Source organism: Mesorhizobium sp. M0938 (genome assembly GCF_040319125.1).
GTDB classification, from domain to species: Bacteria; Pseudomonadota; Alphaproteobacteria; order Rhizobiales; family Rhizobiaceae; genus Mesorhizobium; species Mesorhizobium robiniae.
Map to the genome: position 1 here is coordinate 270739 of NZ_JAMYNS010000008.1, position 18172 is coordinate 288910.

The 18172-nt window shown below is 63.6% G+C and carries 13 protein-coding genes and 1 pseudogene; 4 read left to right on the forward strand and 10 right to left on the reverse strand.

Features of this window, described 5'->3' with window-relative positions; genetic code table 11:
* Positions 1-26 precede the first annotated feature (26 nt).
* From NKH73_RS16955 to NKH73_RS16975, 5 genes are all read right to left on the reverse strand, one after another.
* On the reverse strand, positions 27-200 hold the full coding sequence (locus NKH73_RS16955; RefSeq protein ID WP_352933589.1) for a hypothetical protein: 174 nt from the start codon (positions 198-200) through the stop codon (positions 27-29).
* Between the two features lie 104 nt (positions 201-304).
* The gene (locus tag NKH73_RS16960; RefSeq protein WP_352933593.1) at positions 305-1834 is read right to left on the reverse strand and encodes an ABC-F family ATP-binding cassette domain-containing protein; all 1530 of its coding nucleotides are present in this window, start codon (positions 1832-1834) and stop codon (positions 305-307) included.
* A gap of 296 nt (positions 1835-2130) precedes the next feature.
* Positions 2131-2607: a hypothetical protein gene (locus tag NKH73_RS16965; RefSeq protein WP_352933596.1), complete on the reverse strand. Its 477-nt coding sequence runs from the start codon at positions 2605-2607 to the stop codon at positions 2131-2133.
* 61 nt (positions 2608-2668) lie between these two features.
* The gene (gene uvrB, locus NKH73_RS16970; RefSeq protein ID WP_352933599.1) at positions 2669-5980 is read right to left on the reverse strand and encodes an excinuclease ABC subunit UvrB; all 3312 of its coding nucleotides are present in this window, start codon (positions 5978-5980) and stop codon (positions 2669-2671) included.
* Between the two features lie 129 nt (positions 5981-6109).
* Positions 6110-7036, reverse strand: a complete 927-nt coding sequence (locus tag NKH73_RS16975; RefSeq protein WP_352933602.1) for a LysR substrate-binding domain-containing protein — start codon at positions 7034-7036, stop codon at positions 6110-6112.
* Between the two features lie 104 nt (positions 7037-7140).
* Here NKH73_RS16975 and NKH73_RS16980 point away from each other — a divergent pair, with 104 nt between their 5' ends.
* Positions 7141-8352, forward strand: a complete 1212-nt coding sequence (locus tag NKH73_RS16980) for a clavaminate synthase family protein (RefSeq protein WP_352933605.1) — start codon at positions 7141-7143, stop codon at positions 8350-8352.
* Positions 8353-8392: 40 nt separating this feature from the next.
* On the opposite strand, the gene NKH73_RS16985 is transcribed toward NKH73_RS16980, so the two are convergent.
* Positions 8393-9646 carry a hypothetical protein gene (locus tag NKH73_RS16985; protein WP_352933608.1) on the reverse strand — a complete coding sequence of 418 codons (1254 nt, stop codon included), beginning with the start codon at positions 9644-9646 and terminating at the stop codon, positions 8393-8395.
* Positions 9647-9899: 253 nt separating this feature from the next.
* Between NKH73_RS16985 and NKH73_RS16990 the strand changes: the two genes are divergently transcribed.
* The gene (locus NKH73_RS16990; RefSeq protein WP_352933611.1) at positions 9900-10946 is read left to right on the forward strand and encodes a CapA family protein; all 1047 of its coding nucleotides are present in this window, start codon (positions 9900-9902) and stop codon (positions 10944-10946) included.
* 130 nt (positions 10947-11076) lie between these two features.
* Complete coding sequence (locus tag NKH73_RS16995) at positions 11077-12045, forward strand: hypothetical protein (protein ID WP_352933823.1); 969 nt, start codon at positions 11077-11079, stop codon at positions 12043-12045.
* A 115-nt stretch (positions 12046-12160) separates the two neighbouring features.
* On the opposite strand, the pseudogene NKH73_RS17000 reads toward NKH73_RS16995, so the two are convergent.
* Positions 12161-12670, reverse strand: a pseudogene (locus tag NKH73_RS17000) (hypothetical protein).
* An 880-nt stretch (positions 12671-13550) separates the two neighbouring features.
* Here NKH73_RS17000 and NKH73_RS17005 point away from each other — a divergent pair.
* The gene (locus NKH73_RS17005; RefSeq protein WP_352933614.1) at positions 13551-14489 is read left to right on the forward strand and encodes a diacylglycerol/lipid kinase family protein; all 939 of its coding nucleotides are present in this window, start codon (positions 13551-13553) and stop codon (positions 14487-14489) included.
* A 111-nt stretch (positions 14490-14600) separates the two neighbouring features.
* Here NKH73_RS17005 and NKH73_RS17010 read toward each other — a convergent pair whose 3' ends face one another.
* The 3 genes from NKH73_RS17010 to NKH73_RS17020 all read right to left on the reverse strand — a co-directional run bounded on the left by NKH73_RS17010 (position 14601) and on the right by NKH73_RS17020 (position 18163).
* Positions 14601-15812 (reverse strand): mandelate racemase/muconate lactonizing enzyme family protein, encoded by a 1212-nt coding sequence (locus NKH73_RS17010; protein ID WP_352933617.1) that lies wholly within the window; start codon positions 15810-15812, stop codon positions 14601-14603.
* The gene (locus NKH73_RS17015) at positions 15809-17425 is read right to left on the reverse strand and encodes a GMC family oxidoreductase (protein WP_352933620.1); all 1617 of its coding nucleotides are present in this window, start codon (positions 17423-17425) and stop codon (positions 15809-15811) included. Before NKH73_RS17015 ends, NKH73_RS17010 begins: the two co-directional genes overlap by 4 nt.
* A gap of 165 nt (positions 17426-17590) precedes the next feature.
* The gene (locus NKH73_RS17020; protein WP_352933623.1) at positions 17591-18163 is read right to left on the reverse strand and encodes a GNAT family N-acetyltransferase; all 573 of its coding nucleotides are present in this window, start codon (positions 18161-18163) and stop codon (positions 17591-17593) included.
* Positions 18164-18172 lie beyond the last annotated feature (9 nt).

Here is an 18172-nt window from a genome sequence, read left to right on the forward strand (position 1 = left end):
GCCGCGCATGCAATGGCTAGCCCTTGTCAAGGAGCCAGGCCAATCCGCGGGCTGTTCTGTGCGTCGACGACGATTTCCGGCCAGCCGATGTCCTTGCGCAGTTCGATCGGCAACGAAAGGATGGCACGCTCGCTGCGGTAGCGGGCGCGCGCCACTGAGTAACGGGTCGCTATGCGACCTACGGATGACAGAATAGACATGATGCTCTCTCCTCGATTGGCGCCGGCATCACCGTGTCGGCATCCCAAGGACGTGGCGCGCGGCGACGATCCGACAGACCGCCGGATTTTTTTGCCGTAAGGCTTCAACCGCCCGTCTCGGCGACTTCCCGGAAGAAATTCTCCGGGCTGTCGACCTCGGTCAGCCGCCGCTTCTCGATCAGCCAGAAGCGGTTGCCGATCGCCCTGATGAAGGAGCGGTCGTGCGAGGCCAGCACGCAGCTTGCTTCATGAGCGAGCAGTTCCGTCTCCAGCGCCTCCTGGCCGTCGATGTCGAGGTGGTTGGTCGGCTCGTCGAGCAGGTAGAAGTTGGGATTGGCGAGCCTCAGCGCCAGCATCATCAGCCGCGCCTTCTGTCCGCCCGACAGCACGCCGATCCTGCGCTCCTGCATGTCGATGCTGACGCCGGCACCCGCCAGCAGTGAGCGGGCCCGCTGCTCGCCGACATCGAATCTGCGCGAGAGCATCGCCAGCGGCGTGTCGTCGCCGCTGATGCCCGACAGCGCCTGGTCGCTGTAGCCGAGCACCGTCGACGGCGGCACCTTCACGCCTTGCGCCGCCATATCCGGTTCGACGATGGCGTTCCTGATCAGGTTGATCAGCCGCGACTTGCCGACACCGTTGCGGCCGAGCAGGACGATGCGGTCGCCCTGGCAGATATGGCGCTTGCCGGTCCTGAACAGCAGCGTGCCGTCAGGCGTCTCGACCGCCACGTCGTCCAGCGTGATCAGCACCTTGGCATGGGTGCCGCGATTGGCGAGCTTTATCGCGCCCGCCGATCTTTCGCGATGCGCCGGTGCTGCGACCTCTTCGAGGCGCTGGGCGCGCTGGTTGAGCTGCTTGGTCTTGACCGTCAGCAGGTCGCTGCCCGAATTGATGCCGATGTTGTTGAGCTTGGCCGCCTGCCGGCGCAATTGCTGCGCCACCTTCATGTCGCGCTGGAATTTTCGATCGGCCGACGCGTCGACTTCGCTCAATGCGTCCCTGGCCCTGGAGTAGGGCAGCGAGAGCACCGGCGACTGTTCGGGGCGCAGGAACAGCGTCCGGTTGGTCGTCGCGTCGAGGAACGCCCGGTCGTGGCTGGCAATCACTACCGGTACTTCGCGCGGCAGCGCGTTCAGCCAGGTCTCGAGCTGGCTGATCTTGGCGAGATCGAGATGGTTGGTCGGCTCGTCGAGCAGCAGGACGTCCGGATCGGTGACCCAGACGCGGGCGATCAGTGCCAACCTCTGCCAGCCGCCGCTCAAGGCCCGCATCGGCCGCTCGCGCATCGGTTCGGATACGTCAAGGGAGTCGAGCACCACGTCGACGCGCCATTGCTCGCTTTCGGCCTGCTCGGCCGGCAAGGCGTCGGCCACCACCTGCTGAAAGTCATGATCGGCCAGTGCTGCCGGCACGGCTTGCTCGACATAGCCGACGCGCAGGCCGCGCGTGCGGGTGATGTCGCCTGATGTCGGCTCCATTTCGCCGGTCAGGCACTTCAGCAAAGTGGATTTGCCGCGGCCGTTGGCGGCGACGATGCCGAGACGATCGCCGGTTCCGATGGTGAGATCAAGGTTGGAAAAGAGCGGCGCACTCATGGTGACGCCGAGGGATTTGAGGCTGATCAGGGCCATGTGGGGTTTCTCTGGTCTGCCCGGAGAAAACTCCGGTTCGATGCACTTTGACGGTGCGCAGGCTGGCCATCAGGCTAAGCGTTGCGGCACCACGAAGGGCAGACCAAAAAATCGAGAAGCGGGAGAAAACCCGGACCGTCCCTGGTCAGCCCTGCAAGCAAGCTCGCAGGGCACAGACAGGGCCGCGCTGACGGTGGTGGTCGATATGCACGCAGCCCTCCTTTCAAGACGTTCGAGTTGGAGAATTGGCTACACCAGAGGAGGGGCCGATGGCAAGGGGCCGATGAAGGCGCCTCTCAGCCCCGCCTGATCCCTTCGGCCCAAGCCACCAGGTCGTCCTCGCTGCTGCGCAGCCGCTTCATGACCCGTTGCGTGGGCCAGCAGGTAACGCCGCTTCCGACTTCGAGAGCAGCGTTAATTTCCCCCTCGGGATCGTCGTCATTCGTTAGCCAATGCCCGCCAAGTTCCTTGCGAAGCGCCTCGCCGCAGTAGCATCCCAATGCAAACAGACGCGGCCCGATATCCTGCGACATCAAACCGCCGGAGATGGGCTCTCCATCCTTCGTCTGCTCGCGAAAGAACCGTTCCACCTCGGATATGCTCTGTGGTGAGAAATCCGCGCCATAGCCCGAACTTTGCAGCGCGTTGGACATCCACTGCGCGGCTATCGGAATGTCGTCTTGCAAGCGCCGCGGGGCGCTTGTTGTTTGAGACGCCGCGCGGGACGGCAGGAACCCTGCGGCGAGAAGCCCAAAGAAACGGCGTGTTATCATCTGTAGCCACCCAAGCGATGGCAAGAAGATACATGCGGCGCTCAGGCAGCGCACGGCAGAATTACCGCCCCGGGCGACCGGTCTTGCCGGGCCGTCGCTTTTCGCGAGGCGCGTCGGCGGGGTCTTCGTAGGAACCGATGCCGGCACGCTGGCGGACGATTGGCTTAGCGGAATGGTCGCGTTCCTTCTCGCCCCCCTCTGTCCTGCCCTCTTTGCCACCACTTGGCATCTCCCCCACACGGGGGGAGATCGGCTGTGGCTTGGCCGGCACTTTTCCTTCAACCGGCTTCTCGGTCCGCCGCACCGTCATCTCGTCCAGCGAGTTCTTCTTGAACAGCGGCTTGGTCGGTTCACCCGGTATACCGAAATCCGAGCCGTGCGCCTCTTGTGCCGATTGTTTCTTGAACAGCGAACGCGACACCGCGCCTGACGGCGTCGGCATGTCGGTGCCAGGCCCCATATCGTCCAGCGACGGCTTGGCGAATAACGGCTTCTTCACCGGCACAGCGCCGTCGGCGCCCATTTCGTCGAGCGCCGGCTTGCGGAAGAGGTTGGGCCGGGCAGCCTTGGTCGCCTCTTCGGCGGCACGTGCCTCGTCGAGTTTGCGGAAACGCTCCTGTTCCTCTGATGTACGATGTTTGGCCACGCCCTTGTTGTGCTTGCCCTTCTCGCGGCCCGAGACCGGGCTTTCCATGTCGGCGTATTTGGCCAAGGGATCGTCGGAAATGGACAGCTCCATCTCGCGCAGCCGCTTGATCTCGTCGCGGATGCGGGCGGCCTTCTCGAAATCGAGATTGGCGGCGGCGTCGCGCATCTGCTTTTCCATCGCGTCGAGATGGGCTTTCAGATTGTTGCCCATCATCGCGCCGGCGCTGTCGGTGAACTGCGAGATGTCGGCGCGGACGTGGTCCTTCTCGTAAACCGAGTCCAGGATGTCGGAGATGCGCGACTTGACCGATTCCGGGGTGATGCCGTTGGCCGCGTTCCATTCCATCTGCTTTTCGCGACGGCGGTTGGTCTCGGCCATCGCCCGCTCCATCGAGCCGGTGACCTGGTCGGCATAGAGGATGACCTTGCCGTCGACGTTTCTGGCGGCGCGGCCGATGGTCTGGATCAGCGAGGTTTCTGAGCGCAGGAAGCCCTCCTTGTCGGCATCGAGAATGGCGACGAAGCCGCATTCGGGAATGTCGAGGCCTTCGCGCAGAAGGTTGATGCCGACCAGCACGTCGAAGGCGCCGAGGCGCAGGTCGCGCAGGATCTCGATGCGTTCAAGCGTATCGATGTCGGAATGCATGTAGCGGACGCGGATGCCTTGCTCGTGCAGATATTCGGTCAGGTCCTCGGCCATGCGCTTGGTCAGTACGGTGACCAGCGTGCGGTAGCCGGCCTTGGTCGTGTCGCGGATCTCACCGACGACATCGTCGACCTGTGTCTTGGCCGGGCGCACCTCGACCGGCGGATCGATCAGGCCGGTCGGGCGGATGACCTGCTCGGCAAAGACGCCGCCGGACTGTTCCATCTCCCAGCCGCCAGGCGTCGCCGAAACTGCGACCGAAAGCGGGCGCATCGCGTCCCATTCCTCGAAACGCAGCGGCCGGTTGTCCATGCAGGACGGCAGACGGAAACCGTATTCGGCCAGCGTCGCCTTGCGGCGGAAGTCACCGCGATACATGCCGCCGATCTGCGGCACAGTGACGTGGCTTTCGTCAATGAAGACCAGTGCATTGTCAGGGATGTACTCGAACAGAGTCGGCGGCGGATCGCCCGGCTGGCGGCCGGTGAGATAGCGCGAATAGTTCTCGATGCCGGCGCAGGAGCCGGTCGCTTCCAGCATCTCCAGGTCGAATCGGCAGCGCTGCTCCAGCCGCTGCGCCTCGAGCAGGCGTCCGGCCCGTTCAAGTTCGACCAGCCGGTGCTTGAGCTCTTCCTTGATCGACTTGATGGCCTGATTCAACGTCGGGCGCGGCGTCACATAGTGCGAATTGGCGTAGATCTTGACGCTCTTCAGCTCGCCGGTCTTCTGGCCAGTGAGTGGGTCGAATTCGGTGATCGCCTCGATCTCGTCGCCGAACAGCGAAATGCGCCAGGCGCGGTCCTCAAGGTGGGCCGGAAAGATCTCGATCGTATCGCCGCGCACGCGAAACGAGCCGCGGACGAAGTTGATGTCCTGGCGTTTGTATTGCTGGGCGACGAGGTCGGCGAGCAGCGCGCGCTGGTCGAGCCGGTCGCCGATCTGCATCTGGAAGGTCATCGCCGTATAGGTCTCGACCGAGCCAATACCGTAGATGCAGGACACCGAGGCGACGATGATGACGTCGTCGCGCTCCAGCAGCGAGCGCGTCGCCGAATGGCGCATGCGGTCGATCTGCTCGTTGATCGAGGATTCCTTCTCGATGAAGGTATCCGTCCGGGGCACATAGGCTTCCGGCTGGTAGTAGTCGTAGTAGGAGACGAAATACTCGACCGCGTTTTCCGGGAAGAATTTCTTGAACTCGGAATAGAGCTGCGCGGCCAGCGTCTTGTTGGGGGCGAGGATCAAAGCAGGGCGCTGCGTCTCCTCGATCACCTTGGCCATGGTGAAGGTCTTTCCCGAGCCGGTGACGCCGAGCAGAACCTGGGTGCGGTCGTTGTCGTTGACGCCTTCGACAAGATCCTTGATCGCCGTCGGCTGGTCGCCGGCCGGCTCGAAATCCGACACCATCTTGATGGTGATGCCGCCTTCGGATTTTTCGGGTCGGGCCGGACGGTGCGGCGTCCACAGCACGCCGTCCTTGTGCAGCGGATTGCCGGATTCGATCAGTGCCGACAGCGCCGCCACAGTGGCGGTGACGCCGCCGGAGGCCATGGTCTCGGCTTCCTCCAGCGAAACATCGAGGCCGGCGACCGGATTGAGGCCGGCCGCGGTGCGCTCCCTGGCAGACGCCGCGCCGCCCATCGAAGTGCCGCGCGCGGTGCGGCCGGGGGAGGAGGAGCGCTCGGGGATCTTTTTCGCCTTGGCGCCTTCCCTCCCCCTTGAGGGGAGGGTGGCGGCGGAGCCGCCGGGTGGGGTCGGTGCGTCCGGGCTCGGCGTTTCTTTGCGTCCCGCGCTTCCTTTGCCGACCCCCTCTGTCGCCTTCGGCGACATCTCCCCCTCAAGCGGGGAGATTGGGCGCCCTTCCTTCTCGGCTTCCTGCTCGATCTGCTCGGCCCAATCGGCGATCGAGCCGGTCAGCGGCGTGCCTGAGAATTCGGCCTGCGGCGCCTCGGCAAAACCGCCCTTGTGCAGCGGCTCCGACGCATCGAGAAAATCGGTCAGCGGGCTGCGCCGCTTGGGCGGCGAAGCGCGATCGTCACGCGCCGACGGCGGCGTCTTTTTGTCAGGAAGTTTGGCCATGCCCAGAATATGGGAGGTATCGGCCAAAATGGAAAGAGCGGAGTGGCGACGAGGGCGGGGCGAAACGAAGCTCCTGACAGTAGGCTGTCAGGAGCGATGTCGCTTCGGTTGAACTCGCAGCGATCGGGTTCACTGAGGCAGCGCACCATCGATCGCCAAATCCGCGATAGCGGCAAGCTGTCTGGCGGCGGCGGCCGCGCGGCGGGCCTTTGGACCGTGCACGGGCCAGACGAGGCGGCGCCTGATCGTCAGTGCCGGCACATCCCGCGCGATCTCGATGAGATGACCTGGGTCGAGGTGCCGCTTCAGAACCAGTTCGCTCGCCAGCAACGCGCCCATTCCGGCGATCGCCGCCTGTGCCGCCACGATCGTCAGGCCAAAGCGCGGACCATGGTCGATGCCCTTCGGCTGCCGTCCGGCGGCCGTGAACCAATCCCGCCATGCCGGATAAACGTCATCGCCCATCGTCGGATCGATGTGCAGCAGCGGCAGCCTGTCCAGCGCATCCGCTGCGTCCGGCCTGGCATGCCCCTGAAGCAGGCTTGGCGCACAGGCCGGGATCACCCGTTCGGTGAACAGATCGATCGATGCGAGATCCTGTTCGGACCCCCTGCGGTAGCTGATGGCGAGGTCGACGCCTTCTTCCAGCATCGCATCGAGGGCGACCGAGGCGACGATGCGGACATCGAGCCCGGCAAGCGCCGCGCGCACCCTGTCGAGACGCGGAGCGAGCCACAGGGAGGCGAAGGAGGGATCGGCGCAGATGGTGAAGGTCTCGGCCTGCCGTTCGAAGCGCAGCCGCCGCATTCCCGAGGCCAGCGCGTCGAAGCCGCGGTCGATATCCGGCAAGGCGCGCTCGGCCGCGCGCGTCAGGACGATCCCATTGCCGGAGCGCCGGACCAGCTTGATGCCCAGCCTATCCTCGAGCTGCCGTATCTGATGACCGACGGCGCCAGGCGTTACGCCCAGTTCCTCGGCAGCGCGTGTCAGGCTGCCGGTTCGCGCTGCCGCCGCAAGCGCCCGGAGGGCGGATAGTGGGAGATCCCTCAATGTCATGAATTGAGTTTACCTCAAAACATATCGAAGGGAACTCGTTTGGAACCACGAGTTCTAGCCCATACGATTACCGAGGATAATTCAAAGCAAACAAGGCAACGATCATGCTCGACACCCTCAAGCATTCGACCATATCAAACCATTCCCTTCCGAACGCGCGGCCATTTCGCGCCATTCGCGACGAGGGTGACCGTATCGCGATCGAGCTTGATGGCGGCAGGATCGCGCGGCTTTCCACGCGCTGGCTGCGGCTGGCATGCGAATGCGCAATTTGCGGGGACACCGCTTCCGGCAAACGCTGGCTGACGCCGGCCGATGTCGCTCCGGGAATCCGAATTGCCTCGATCGAGGCCTCCGACGAGATTGTCGTCGTCTGGGAAGACGGCCATGTTTCGCGCTACGGCTCAGGCTTCCTGGCCAATCATGCCGGAAGCGACCGGGGAGCAGCCCGGTTCCAACCCGAGCTTTGGAGCAGCGATCTCGGGGGGCGGCTCGGCCGGTTTGCCTTCGACGCGGTGGTCGAGGACGACGAAATGCTGTTCGGCTCGCTGCGCGCTCTGCGTAACCATGGCATCGCCATGCTGACCGGGGTTCCCGCCGAAACGGAAGCGACGATGCGCGTCGCCGGCCGCTACGGGCCGATCCGCGAGACCAGCTACGGCAAGGTGTTCGACCTGGTTTCGCGGCCCGACGCGCGTGTCGCCGGCGAAACAGCGCGGGCGCAAATCCCGCATACAGATGAGCCGTTCCGCTATTCGCCGCCTGGCTTCATCTTCTTCCATGCGATCAAGACTGGCGCCGGCACCGGCGGCACGTCGCTGATGGTCGACGGTTTTCATGTTGCCGAGCTGATGCGAACCGAGATGCCCGAACTGTTCGAGCTCCTGACCCGGCACGGCGTGACCTTTCATCGCGAGCATGCAGGCGAGGTGTTCTTCGCCGCCGAGGCGCATGTCATCAGCCTCGATGGCGCCGGCGAGGTTACCGGTATCCGATATAATGACCGCTGCCTTGCCCCACAAACAGCGCCTGAAGGCCAGATTGAAGGCCTGATCGAGGCGCTGGCCGAGCTGACGCGGCTGATCTGCGATCCGCAAAACCAGTTCCAGCATCAGCTTCAGCCGGGCGAGGTGCTGGTTTTCGATAATCAGCGCGTCATGCATGGCCGCAGCGCCTTCGACCCGACATTGGCGGTGCGGCATTTGCGAAGCTGCAACATCGACCGCGACGGCGTCCACAGCGCATTCCGCACGCTGGCGCGCCGCTTCGCCCCGGAGGAGGCGGAGACGGTGCTTTATCAGGGGGCGATTTTCTAACTTCGGTTTCGCCTGCCTTTGCGCCGCGGCGGCTTCCCGCTCAGTTGAACCACAGCGCAAACGTCATAAACCCGGCGCCGCCGAACTGGCGCTGGATCTGGTCGAACTCCTCGCTGGTGAGCATCTTTCCGCTCTCGAGATAGGGCGCGATGGCCGGGCCGGTGATCGACAGCACCAGGTCGAAGGGCTTTGGCTCGTCGAAGAAGCGCTTCATGTTGATGCCTTTGTCGGCGATGCGAAAATGCGGCAGCAAGGTGCGGCCTTCGAGCAGATCCTCGGCCATATCGAGCGCGGCAAGCCATGCCTGCACCTGTTCCTCGCCGACTTCGAGGCCGGTAAGCGGGCTGGCGCCTTTCTGTTGCGGTCCGGGCAGCCATTCACGGTCGTTGTCGGTCTCGGCGCGGATCGCCTTCCAGTCTTCACGGGAAAGCCGGATCATTTCCATGAGATGACGGCGCGCCGCCTGCCGGCGCTCCGGCTCGACTACCGGCCAGTTGACCAGATGCACCAGCGAGACGAAGTCGGCGATGCGCCATTCGGACGACAACATGCCGCCGCTCATGCCGCCGTCCGGCGGAACGAGCGTATCCTGCAGCGGCAGTTTGGCGCGCGGGAACAGCATGTGGAACGAACCGTCGAAGGCGTTCCTGAAGTCGTGCGCCAGCCAGAAATCGGCCTGCGCCATCAGGAATTCGGCATAGCCTTGCAGCCAATAGCCGTCGGCGCGGTCGAAGCGGAAGGTGAGGGCGGGTGCGGCCGCGTCTGGTGTGCCGCCGCCGCCTGACAGGGACGTCATGATCGCGGCGGCACTTTCGTCCGGCGCGATCTGGCCGTCCTCGTTGAGATCGATGCCGAGACGGGTGAGGTCGACCTCCATGCCGATGTCGGCATTAGCAGGCACGGACCCAAGTGTGGCGGCGGATTTCTGTAGCCGGTCGCGGAAGGCGACCAGGATGGCGCGGAAGTCATCGTAGGTCAGCGGCTCGGGATCGGGATTGTCCGGCACCGGCAGCCGCATCAGCGGCAGCATGAAGGATTGCGGGCTCTCGAAACCGTGGCGGTGCAGGCCGCCCGACAAGATTTCCAGCGCAGTGAAGAATTCACCGGCGCCGGCAGCGTAAGCCGACGCGGGATCGCTGGGCGCGGCGGCTTCCAGCGCGGTAAGCGTGCTGTCGCGGTCCGCTACGGTTTTTGCCTCGAACAGGGCGGCCGGTTCGGGGCTTGCGGCATCAGCGGAAGCGACCGACACCAGCAGAATAAGGGCGGATGCCAACAGGCTCGAAAATCGCGTCATTATGGTCCTCCTCCAGTGTTCCATGCCGACCATACATGCATTTCCGCATGGCGCCCGTGAGGTATTTAGGGCCTTGCCATTGAGCATGGCCCCGAAGCCTGAAATGAGAAACCCGCCTCGGCGGCGGGTTGTTGGCGCAAATCAGCACCATGAATAAATTCCTAGCATAGCTGCCGTCATCTGTCAAATTGAAACTCTTCGCTATGGCAGGCACATCGTCTACGTTGGCCGTTCATTCCGGTGCAGGCTGCGCGTGTCGAACTATCCGCTTTCCTACAAATTGTCGTGGCTGCCACGCTTCTTGAAGCCTTCGCTCAGCGGCGATCAACAAGGCTTTGCGCCGGCAGCCGCAGCGACGATGCAGCCGCCGCCGGCGCGGACGGTGCGGCTGGCCTTCGTTGGCGATATCTCGGCAGTGGCCAATCGAAGCGCGCCGGACTGCGATCCGCTGATCGTTGCGCTGCTCGCCTCCGCCGATCTGGTGGTCGGCAATTGCGAAAGCCCGGTGGTGGAACGACCGAGCGCGGCGATGGGCACAAAGCTTGGCACCCGCCACGCCATGACCGAGCGGTTTCTCGCCGAGGCGCTGGCGGCCGCCGGCATTTCGCATGAGAAGCTGGTCTTGTCGCTCGCCAACAACCATGTGCTCGACCAGGGCGTCGAGGGTTTCGACGAGACGGTGGCAGCGCTGGACCGTCTTGGTATCTGCAGCATCGGTACCGCCGCCGCCGGTCCGGTCGAACGCCTTGCAGTCGGACCGCTGACAATAGGCTTTGCCGCCTTTACGCTGTGGCACAATGCCGGCGCTGCCGCATTCGCGGGCCGCGTGTCGATGCAAGGCGACCCAACAAAATGGCCGCGTGATGCTGCTGACGGTGCCGATCTGATCTGTGCCGTGCCACATTGGGATTGGGAATTCCGGCACTTTCCACAGGCCGCAACGCGGGCACTGGCACGGCATTTGGCCGCGCAAGGCGTCGGGCTGATCGCCGGCCACCATGCTCATGTCGTGCAGCCGGTGGAGCGGATCGGCAAGGCGCTCGTTGCCTATGGGCTCGGCGATTTTCTTGGCACCGCTTTTGCGCGACAGCCGTGGCCAGGCCGGATCGGGGGTATCCTGACCGTCGATATCAGCGCAGACGTCGGCACACGTGGCGCCGTTGCCGCCTATCGGCTGCATCCCTTCATGCGGCTGCGCGCCGGTGACCATGAGCGATTGGTTCCGGCCGAGGCGCTGGAGGGCGCATTAGGGCAAAAAGTTATGGCTCGTCTCGATGCGGTGTTGGGCAACGCGAATTGATGCCCACCTTGATTGGTGGCTCGGACAACCGTGTGGGCTCACCACCATCCCAACGCCGTAGTCGCGCGACCTTCCGCAAAATCGGCTATTGTCCGAGCTGGATGTTCGGTCTTTCGATGGTGGGATGGCGATGGACGTAGCGGATTTCATGCCTGATGAAGCTGATATCGCCGGCATCAAAAGGAACCTCGATGCCTATGAGGCGAGGCGGGCTTCGGCTTACCGGCAGGTCCGCTGGCGGGTGCCGCTGTTCGTCGGCCTGCTGCTGGTGTTCGTGGCGCTTGTGGCGTGGCTCTTCAATATGGTCGCCGATCCCTACGAGCGGTGGTTCTCGACGCCGCATGTGATCCTCTACGTCGTCGGGTTGGTGGCGGCGATCCTGCTCTATTTCCAGGCGATCAAGCCGACGAGCACGTTGCAGCAATCGTTCCGCAAGACACTGCTGCCGATCGTCTTCGGTTTCATCAGGGATATGCGCTACGAGCATGATGTGACGCCGAATTCGTTCGATCGGCTGCCGCGCGAGACGATCGGCACGTTCAACAGCAAGCGCTTCGACGACGTCATATCCGGCCGCTACGAGGGATTTCCGTTCGAGCTTTACGAAGCGGATCTCCGGCAAGGCACGGGCACGAGCGCGATAACATTCAAGGGAGTCGTCGTCGCCTTCGAGACCGTCGTTCCGTTTCCCGGCATATTGGTGGCAGCGCGGCGGGCCAACATGGCCGTCGGGTTCTTCCGCGGCATGTTCGCCAGCAAGATGCAGGAATTGTCATGCGGCGTGCCCGAGCTCGATGCCGCCTACGACTTCCGTTCCGATAATGTCGAGGCGGCGCAGCCGCTGGTGAGCGGCCGGCTGGCGCAGGCGCTGACCTGGCTCAGCGAGACATGGCCTGATGATCCGGCGCGGGTTGCGCTCAATGGCAGCGACGGTTTTCTGCTGTTGCCGCAGACCAAGAACTTCTTCGAGCTGCCTGATATCTCGGTGCCGCTCGACTACGCCAAGCATGTTGCGCCGATGATTGCGGACATGGGCGCGATGCTGGCGACTGCGGCGCTGGTGCGCAAGATCGGCGCAAGGGACGAGGCGGCGGGTTAGAGTTGAGGTTCAGCCGTCAGCAGTCGAAGCCGTAATTGTTGCGGAGATACTCCGCGTCTTCCTCCAGGCGCGACGTGAGTGAAGAATGCGAGGGATTGCGTTGCTTGAAATTCGCTTACAGACCGTCCGGCAGTTTCGCAGCCAGCCAGCTCGCCGACCGCTTGGCCATGCCGATCGTTGTGGATGCGGCGCGGCCGAGATCGGTCTAGACCACGACATAACCGTTCTTCGTGCGATAGAGCACGGCGCGACCGCCATCGACCGCCGCTTCATAGGCGACCGGCCTGGCAGCCTCTGTTTCCGTAGCTGTTGCCTGCGACCCGACAGCAACACTTGGCCGACGGCTCAATTCGGACGGGAGTGGGTCGGTGGTGGTCTGCGCTGCCGTCGTCAACTCAGGCATGGCGGCCGTCGTGGCAAGTTGCGACGAGCGCGTCTGCGTCGTGCGGCAGATGCCGGAGACGAGCGGATAATTGAAATTGCGCTGGCGCAGCATCTGGCTTTTCATGGCCGCTCAATCGGCGATGGTCGACCACTTGGCCGGCGTCTCGCCGATATACTCGCAAAGCCTGGCATCGCAGTCGCAACCGACGATGGTCATCGCGACAAGGGCGGTCTTGATCACGGTCTTGTGCCTTTGAGTTGCTCTGCAAATACCACTGGGATCCGTCGCGTGGCCGAAAAGGACGCGCGACGCTGAAGTGTTATCAATCGCTGTGGATCAAGGCGGGATTTGGCCGCGATTGTGGAATGAGCGTGACGGTGCGCCGCGCAATTTTTCACAGTCGCTGACTGTGGCCGAAAGGTCTCACCAATTGTGGATGCGTTCAACCTGAGTCTGCTTCAAGTGAAGCAGGCGATCAGATCGCGAGAGGAGCCCAGAAAGACAGTCGGCGCCGGGATTTCTCCCAGCGCCTCCCTGTCAGATCAGGACACGGTCGCGGCAGCAACTTCCGTAAAGACGTCGCGCCATGCCGGCCTTGATGTTGACGGTCCTGCCAGTCACTGCCCGAGAGCAGCGTCCGTTCGGGACCACGCCAGTCTTCCACCCTTGCGAGCTTCGTCCAGCGCGCCATCGAAGGTTTTTGCCGTCCTTCATGGCAGCATCGGTCCGCCGTTGGCGTTCGCACGCTTTCCGCGGCCCCGTAGGTCTCGGCATCCCTCCTCAAAACAAGCAAGCCTGCCTTCATTCGGGGCCGTACGGGCCTCAGGAAATCCGCCGTTTCGCTTTGCCTTTCGACTTGGCGATCGGTAGCCGCCTGAGATGGGTTTAACATACCGGGGATAAGCGTTTGGCGAAACAGCCGCGAGCCTGTGGATAGCGGGATTATCGGGGACTGAGCTCGGCGGCGGCGTGGTTTTTCGACGAGGTGCGGCGCGAGACACGCTCCCTCATCTGTGGCGAGGTCAAACATTCGGCCCTTGCCCCATAGAGCGGCGCGGGCTTCAATGCCGGCAAAGGATTTTAGAGCGCAGTGTCGTGGCTGTCCTTTGGGAGGGCGTTGTTGAAGGTCGGGGTGGTTCTTAATCCGATTGCCGGTGGTGGCCGGCTCAAACGGCATTGGCCTGAGGTCAGTGCTTCGCTGAAAAAGCATTTTGGCGATTTCGAATTGCGCGAGACGCAAGCCGAGGGCGACGCCGAACGGCTGGCGCTCGTCCTTGCAGCCAGCGGCTTCGGACTGGTGATCGCGGCAGGCGGCGACGGCACCGCCAGCGAAGTGGCCGACGGGCTGCTGCAGGCGTTTGCAGAAAGCGGTCGGACGGCCGAGCTCGGCCTGCTGCCTTGCGGCGCCGGCATCGATTTCGCCCGCGGGCTCGGCCTGCCTGCTGAGGTCGACCTGACGCTGAAGCGCATCGCCGGGGCCAAGGCCCGCAAAGTCGATGCCGGCCGCATCTGCTATGTCGACGACCATGGCGCGCTGGCCAGCCGCCATTTCATCAACATCGCCAGCCTCGGACTCTCGGGCGCCACCGACCGCGCGGTCAACGCCGACAAACGCAAGGGCAGGGTGTCGGCCAAGGCGCTGTTCTACTGGCGCACCGTGTGGGAATTCATGCGCTACCGGTTCCAGGACGTTGTAATCACCGTCGACGACGGCGCCCCGGTCGAGGCGCGCGTGGCGCTGGTGGCGGTGGCCAACGGAAAATTCTTCGGCGGCGGCATGATGATCGCGCCCGATGCCGAACTGGACGACGGACTATTCGACATCGTCATCCTGCGTGCGGCTGGCAAGCTGAAACTGATCTGGGACATCCGTCTGCTCTATGGCGGGCGGCACCGCAACCATCCGGCGATCACCATTTTGCGCGGCAAGAAAGTGATTGTCGAACCGTTGGGCGATGTGCGAGAGAACGGCGCGCTGGTCGACATCGACGGCGAATCGCCGGGGCGCATACCAGCGACCTTCGAGATCCTGCCCGGCGCGCTGACGCTCAGATATTGAATCAAGGCGTTGAGAGACTGATTCAAGTCCTTTCGGGTGTGAGTCCATTGATCCGGCCAACATGCTGGAATCGCTTGGCTATCTGCCTTTACAGATGGTCGCCCCAACCGCTCACGGCATTAGCGGCGTCTGCATCATCTGCAAATGCAGGTCCGTGCCGGTCCAGGGATGCGCCTCGCAGACCGCTTCGTCGAGCTCGACGCCAAGGCCTGGTTCTTTCGACGGAATGACGTTGCCGTCCTGCCACTCGATCTTCTTCTTCAGCAGCTTTTCGTGAAAACCGTCCCACTGCTTCAGCGATTCCAGAATGAGGAAGTTGGGCAAGGTCACGGCAAGCTGGATGTTGGCCGCGCCGACGATCGGCCCGCAATAGCAGTGCGGCGCGATCTGGATGTGATAGGCCTCGGCCATGGCGGCGATCTTCTTGGTTTCGAGAATGCCGCCGGAACGGCCGAGGTCGGGCTGCAGGATGGTCGCGGCACGGTTCTCGATGACGCGGGCGAATTCGAACTTGGTCGTCAGCCGCTCGCCGGTAGCGATGGGGATCGACGTGCCGCGCGCCACCTGCGCCATCACTTCGGGCATATCGGGCGGCACCGGCTCCTCGAACCACAGCGGGTCGTAGGGCTCGATGGCGCGCGCCATGCGCAGCGCGCCCGATGCGGTGAACTGGCCGTGCGTGCCGAACAGGATGTCGGCCCTGGTACCGACCGCTTCGCGGATCGCCTTGACCATGCGGGCGGCGAGATCGATATCGACAAGGCGCGGCTGGTGACCGTCAAAGGCGGTGTAGGGGCCGGCCGGGTCGAGCTTGACGGCGTTGAACCCCTGCTCGACATATTCGAGCGCGCATTCGGCCGCCAGGTCGGGATCATTGTAGACGTTCTTGCCGCGCGCGTCCTCCGAATGGACGCTGCCGGTGTGCGGATAGAGATAGGTATAGGAACGCAACGTTTCGTTTACCTGGCCGCCGAGCAGCTTGTAGACCGGCTTGTCGGCCTCCTTGCCGATGATGTCCCAGCAGGCCATTTCGAGCGCCGAGAAACAGCCCATGCCGGAAACGTCCGGCCGTTGGGTGAAGCCGGAGGAATAGGCGCGGCGGAAGAAGGTCTCGATGTCGTGCGGATCGCGGCCGACGAGGTAGCGTTCGGCCATGTCCTCGACCATTCTTGCGGTGACATGCGCAGAGAAGGTAGCGTTGTAGGCTTCGCCATAGCCGACCACGCCGCCATCGGTGGTGAGTTTGACGAAGATGAAATACTTGCCGCCGATGCCGGGTGGCGGGTTGCCGACAACCCAGGTTTTGACGTCGGTGATTTTCATTTTTGATCCTCCAGAACCAGTTCGGCCCCCTTCCATCCGGTCACGATCGAGGCGGCGTTGGTGTTGCCGGTGATGTTATCGGGAAAGATCGAGGCGTCGATGACGCGCAAGCCAGCGAGGCCGTGAGCCCGCAGGCGCGGGTCGACGACGGCGCGGGCAGCGTCCGGCCCCATCCGACAGGTCGAGACCGGGTGGTAGACGGTGCCGGAGCGTTTCCTGAAATCCTCGATCAAATCCGCGTCGGAGGTGATTGACGGGCCCGGCAACACCTCTTCCCTAATGATGTCGGCCATATCAGGCATGGAGGCGATCTTCCTCACGAATTTTACTGCCGCCAGCATTTCGGCCACGTCCGCTTCGGTCGAAAAAGCGTTGGCGACGATCTTCGGATAGTCACGCGGATTGCTGGAGCGGATCATGATTTCGCCACGGCTCGACGGGCGGCAGTTGGACAGGCCGATGGAAAAGCCCGGCCACGGATCTGGCGTCAGGATCGGGCGCTCGCCGCTCTTCGGGATCACGGTCGAGAACGCCTGGAAATAGAGCTGCATGTTGGGCCGTGTCGCAGCCGGATCGGTGCGGAAGAAGCCGCCGGCATTGTTCATCGACAGCGACAGCGGACCGGAGCGCATCAGGATATATTGCATGCCGACCATGAGCTTGCCCCACCAGGGCCGCAGGATCTGGTTGAGCGTCGGCAGCCGGCCCTTGAAAGTGTAATTGATGCCGACATGGTCCTGCAGGTTCGCCCCGACATTCTGATTGGCATGAAGGACGGGAATGCCGAGCGCGCCAAGGAGCGACGAGGGACCGACGCCGGAAAGCTGAAGCAACTGGGGCGAATTGACCGAGCCGCCGGAGAGGATGATCTCGCGACCGGCGCGGGCAGTCTTCGTCTCACCGTTCTGCAGGTACTCGATGCCAACGGCACGCTTGCCGTCGAACAGGATCCTGGTCGCTAGCGCGTTGATCTCGACGCGGACGTTTTTTCGCTTCATGGCGGGGCGCAGGAAGGCGCGAGCGGCCGACATGCGGCGGCCGTTCCTGGTGGTGATCTGGTAGATGCCGACGCCTTCCTGTGAGGCGCCGTTGAAATCCGGGTTGAACTGCAGGCCGGCCTGGCTGGCAGCCGCGAGGTAGCGCTTGGTTAGCGGGTGGACAGCCCTAGAACAATCGGTGATGTGCAGTGGACCGCCAACGCCGCGCCATTGGTCGGCGCCTGCCTGATTGTCCTCGAGCGTCTTGAAGGCAGGCAGCAGGTCGTCGAAGCCCCAGCCGGGATTGCCGGCCGCTGCCCAAGCGTCGAAATCCTCGCGCGCGCCCCGGATCCAGACCATGGCGTTGATCGAGCTCGAACCGCCGAGCAGCCTGCCCCGCGGCCAGTGGTCGACATTGCCGGCAAGGCCGGGGTCCGGCTCGGTCTTGTAGTTCCAGTTGACCGCAGGGTCGAAGAAGGTCTTGCCGTAGCCGAGTGGCATCTGCACGTAGAAGCGCCGGTCGGTGCCGCCGGCCTCGAGCACCAGAACCGAGAAGCGGCCGGAAGCCGACAGTCTTTCGGCCAGAACCGAGCCGGCCGAGCCGGAGCCGACGATGATGAAGTCAAAGGTCTGCATGGTGGATGTGGCCGGCTCCGGAAATTTGGCGCCAGCCTAGACGCCGCAAGCCGCCGCGATCACCGGAGCTTCCGGCATCGCCTGTGAAAAAAGCGACCGGCACTTCGTTTGGATTCGGGTGTCCTGCACGAAGTAGCCTTTGCCTCCTGGACAAGCGTATAAGCATCACACGCCATCACCAGCATTTTGGTTGAGATCATAACGCATGATCGGGCGAGCCGGCACCCTGCGGGCGACGACCCTGAACCCGGCGCGCGCGAAGGTGGAGGCGTATCCGCAGCCGGAAGCGCTCGGCGATACATCGGCATCAAAAGGATAGGCTTCGAGCGCAGGGGCATTTGCGCTCCGTGCAGCTTCCAGCGCCGCTGCGATCAGGTGTGACGTGACACCCTGCCGGCGGTATCGCTTTCGCACGTAGAGGCAGGACAAGGACCAGACCGGCGCATCATCCACCCGCCTGAGCTGCCACAGCCGATCGAGCCAGGGCACGGCATCTCGCGGTGTCACCTGGCACCAGCCGACGGCGGTATCGCCGTCGAAAGCAAGTAGGCCCGGGGAGGGACCATTCTCGACGGCTTGCCGGAACGCGGCCTTGTTTTCCTCGCCTGGCCGCTTTCGATAAGTACTGCCGATGCGCCCGTACATACACCAACAGCGGCTGCAGACGGCGCTCTCACCGAACAGGTCTTCGAGTGCGGGCCATAGATCTGATGTCAGAGGGTGAAAGGTAAGTTTCATGTCAGGTTG

Bases quoted from the DNA above. Each gene is read 5' to 3' on its own strand.
- NKH73_RS16955 (WP_352933589.1), bottom strand. From the start codon at position 200: ATGTCTATTCTGTCATCCGTAGGTCGCATAGCGACCCGTTACTCAGTG.
- NKH73_RS16960 (WP_352933593.1), bottom strand. From the start codon at position 1,834: ATGGCCCTGATCAGCCTCAAATCCCTCGGCGTCACCATGAGTGCGCCG.
- NKH73_RS16965 (WP_352933596.1), bottom strand. From the start codon at position 2,607: ATGATAACACGCCGTTTCTTTGGGCTTCTCGCCGCAGGGTTCCTGCCG.
- uvrB (WP_352933599.1), bottom strand. From the start codon at position 5,980: ATGGCCAAACTTCCTGACAAAAAGACGCCGCCGTCGGCGCGTGACGAT.
- NKH73_RS16975 (WP_352933602.1), bottom strand. From the start codon at position 7,036: ATGACATTGAGGGATCTCCCACTATCCGCCCTCCGGGCGCTTGCGGCG.
- NKH73_RS16980 (WP_352933605.1), top strand. From the start codon at position 7,141: ATGCTCGACACCCTCAAGCATTCGACCATATCAAACCATTCCCTTCCG.
- NKH73_RS16985 (WP_352933608.1), bottom strand. From the start codon at position 9,646: ATGACGCGATTTTCGAGCCTGTTGGCATCCGCCCTTATTCTGCTGGTG.
- NKH73_RS16995 (WP_352933823.1), top strand. From the start codon at position 11,077: ATGGACGTAGCGGATTTCATGCCTGATGAAGCTGATATCGCCGGCATC.
- NKH73_RS17010 (WP_352933617.1), bottom strand. From the start codon at position 15,812: ATGAAAATCACCGACGTCAAAACCTGGGTTGTCGGCAACCCGCCACCC.
- NKH73_RS17015 (WP_352933620.1), bottom strand. From the start codon at position 17,425: ATGCAGACCTTTGACTTCATCATCGTCGGCTCCGGCTCGGCCGGCTCG.
- NKH73_RS17020 (WP_352933623.1), bottom strand. From the start codon at position 18,163: ATGAAACTTACCTTTCACCCTCTGACATCAGATCTATGGCCCGCACTC.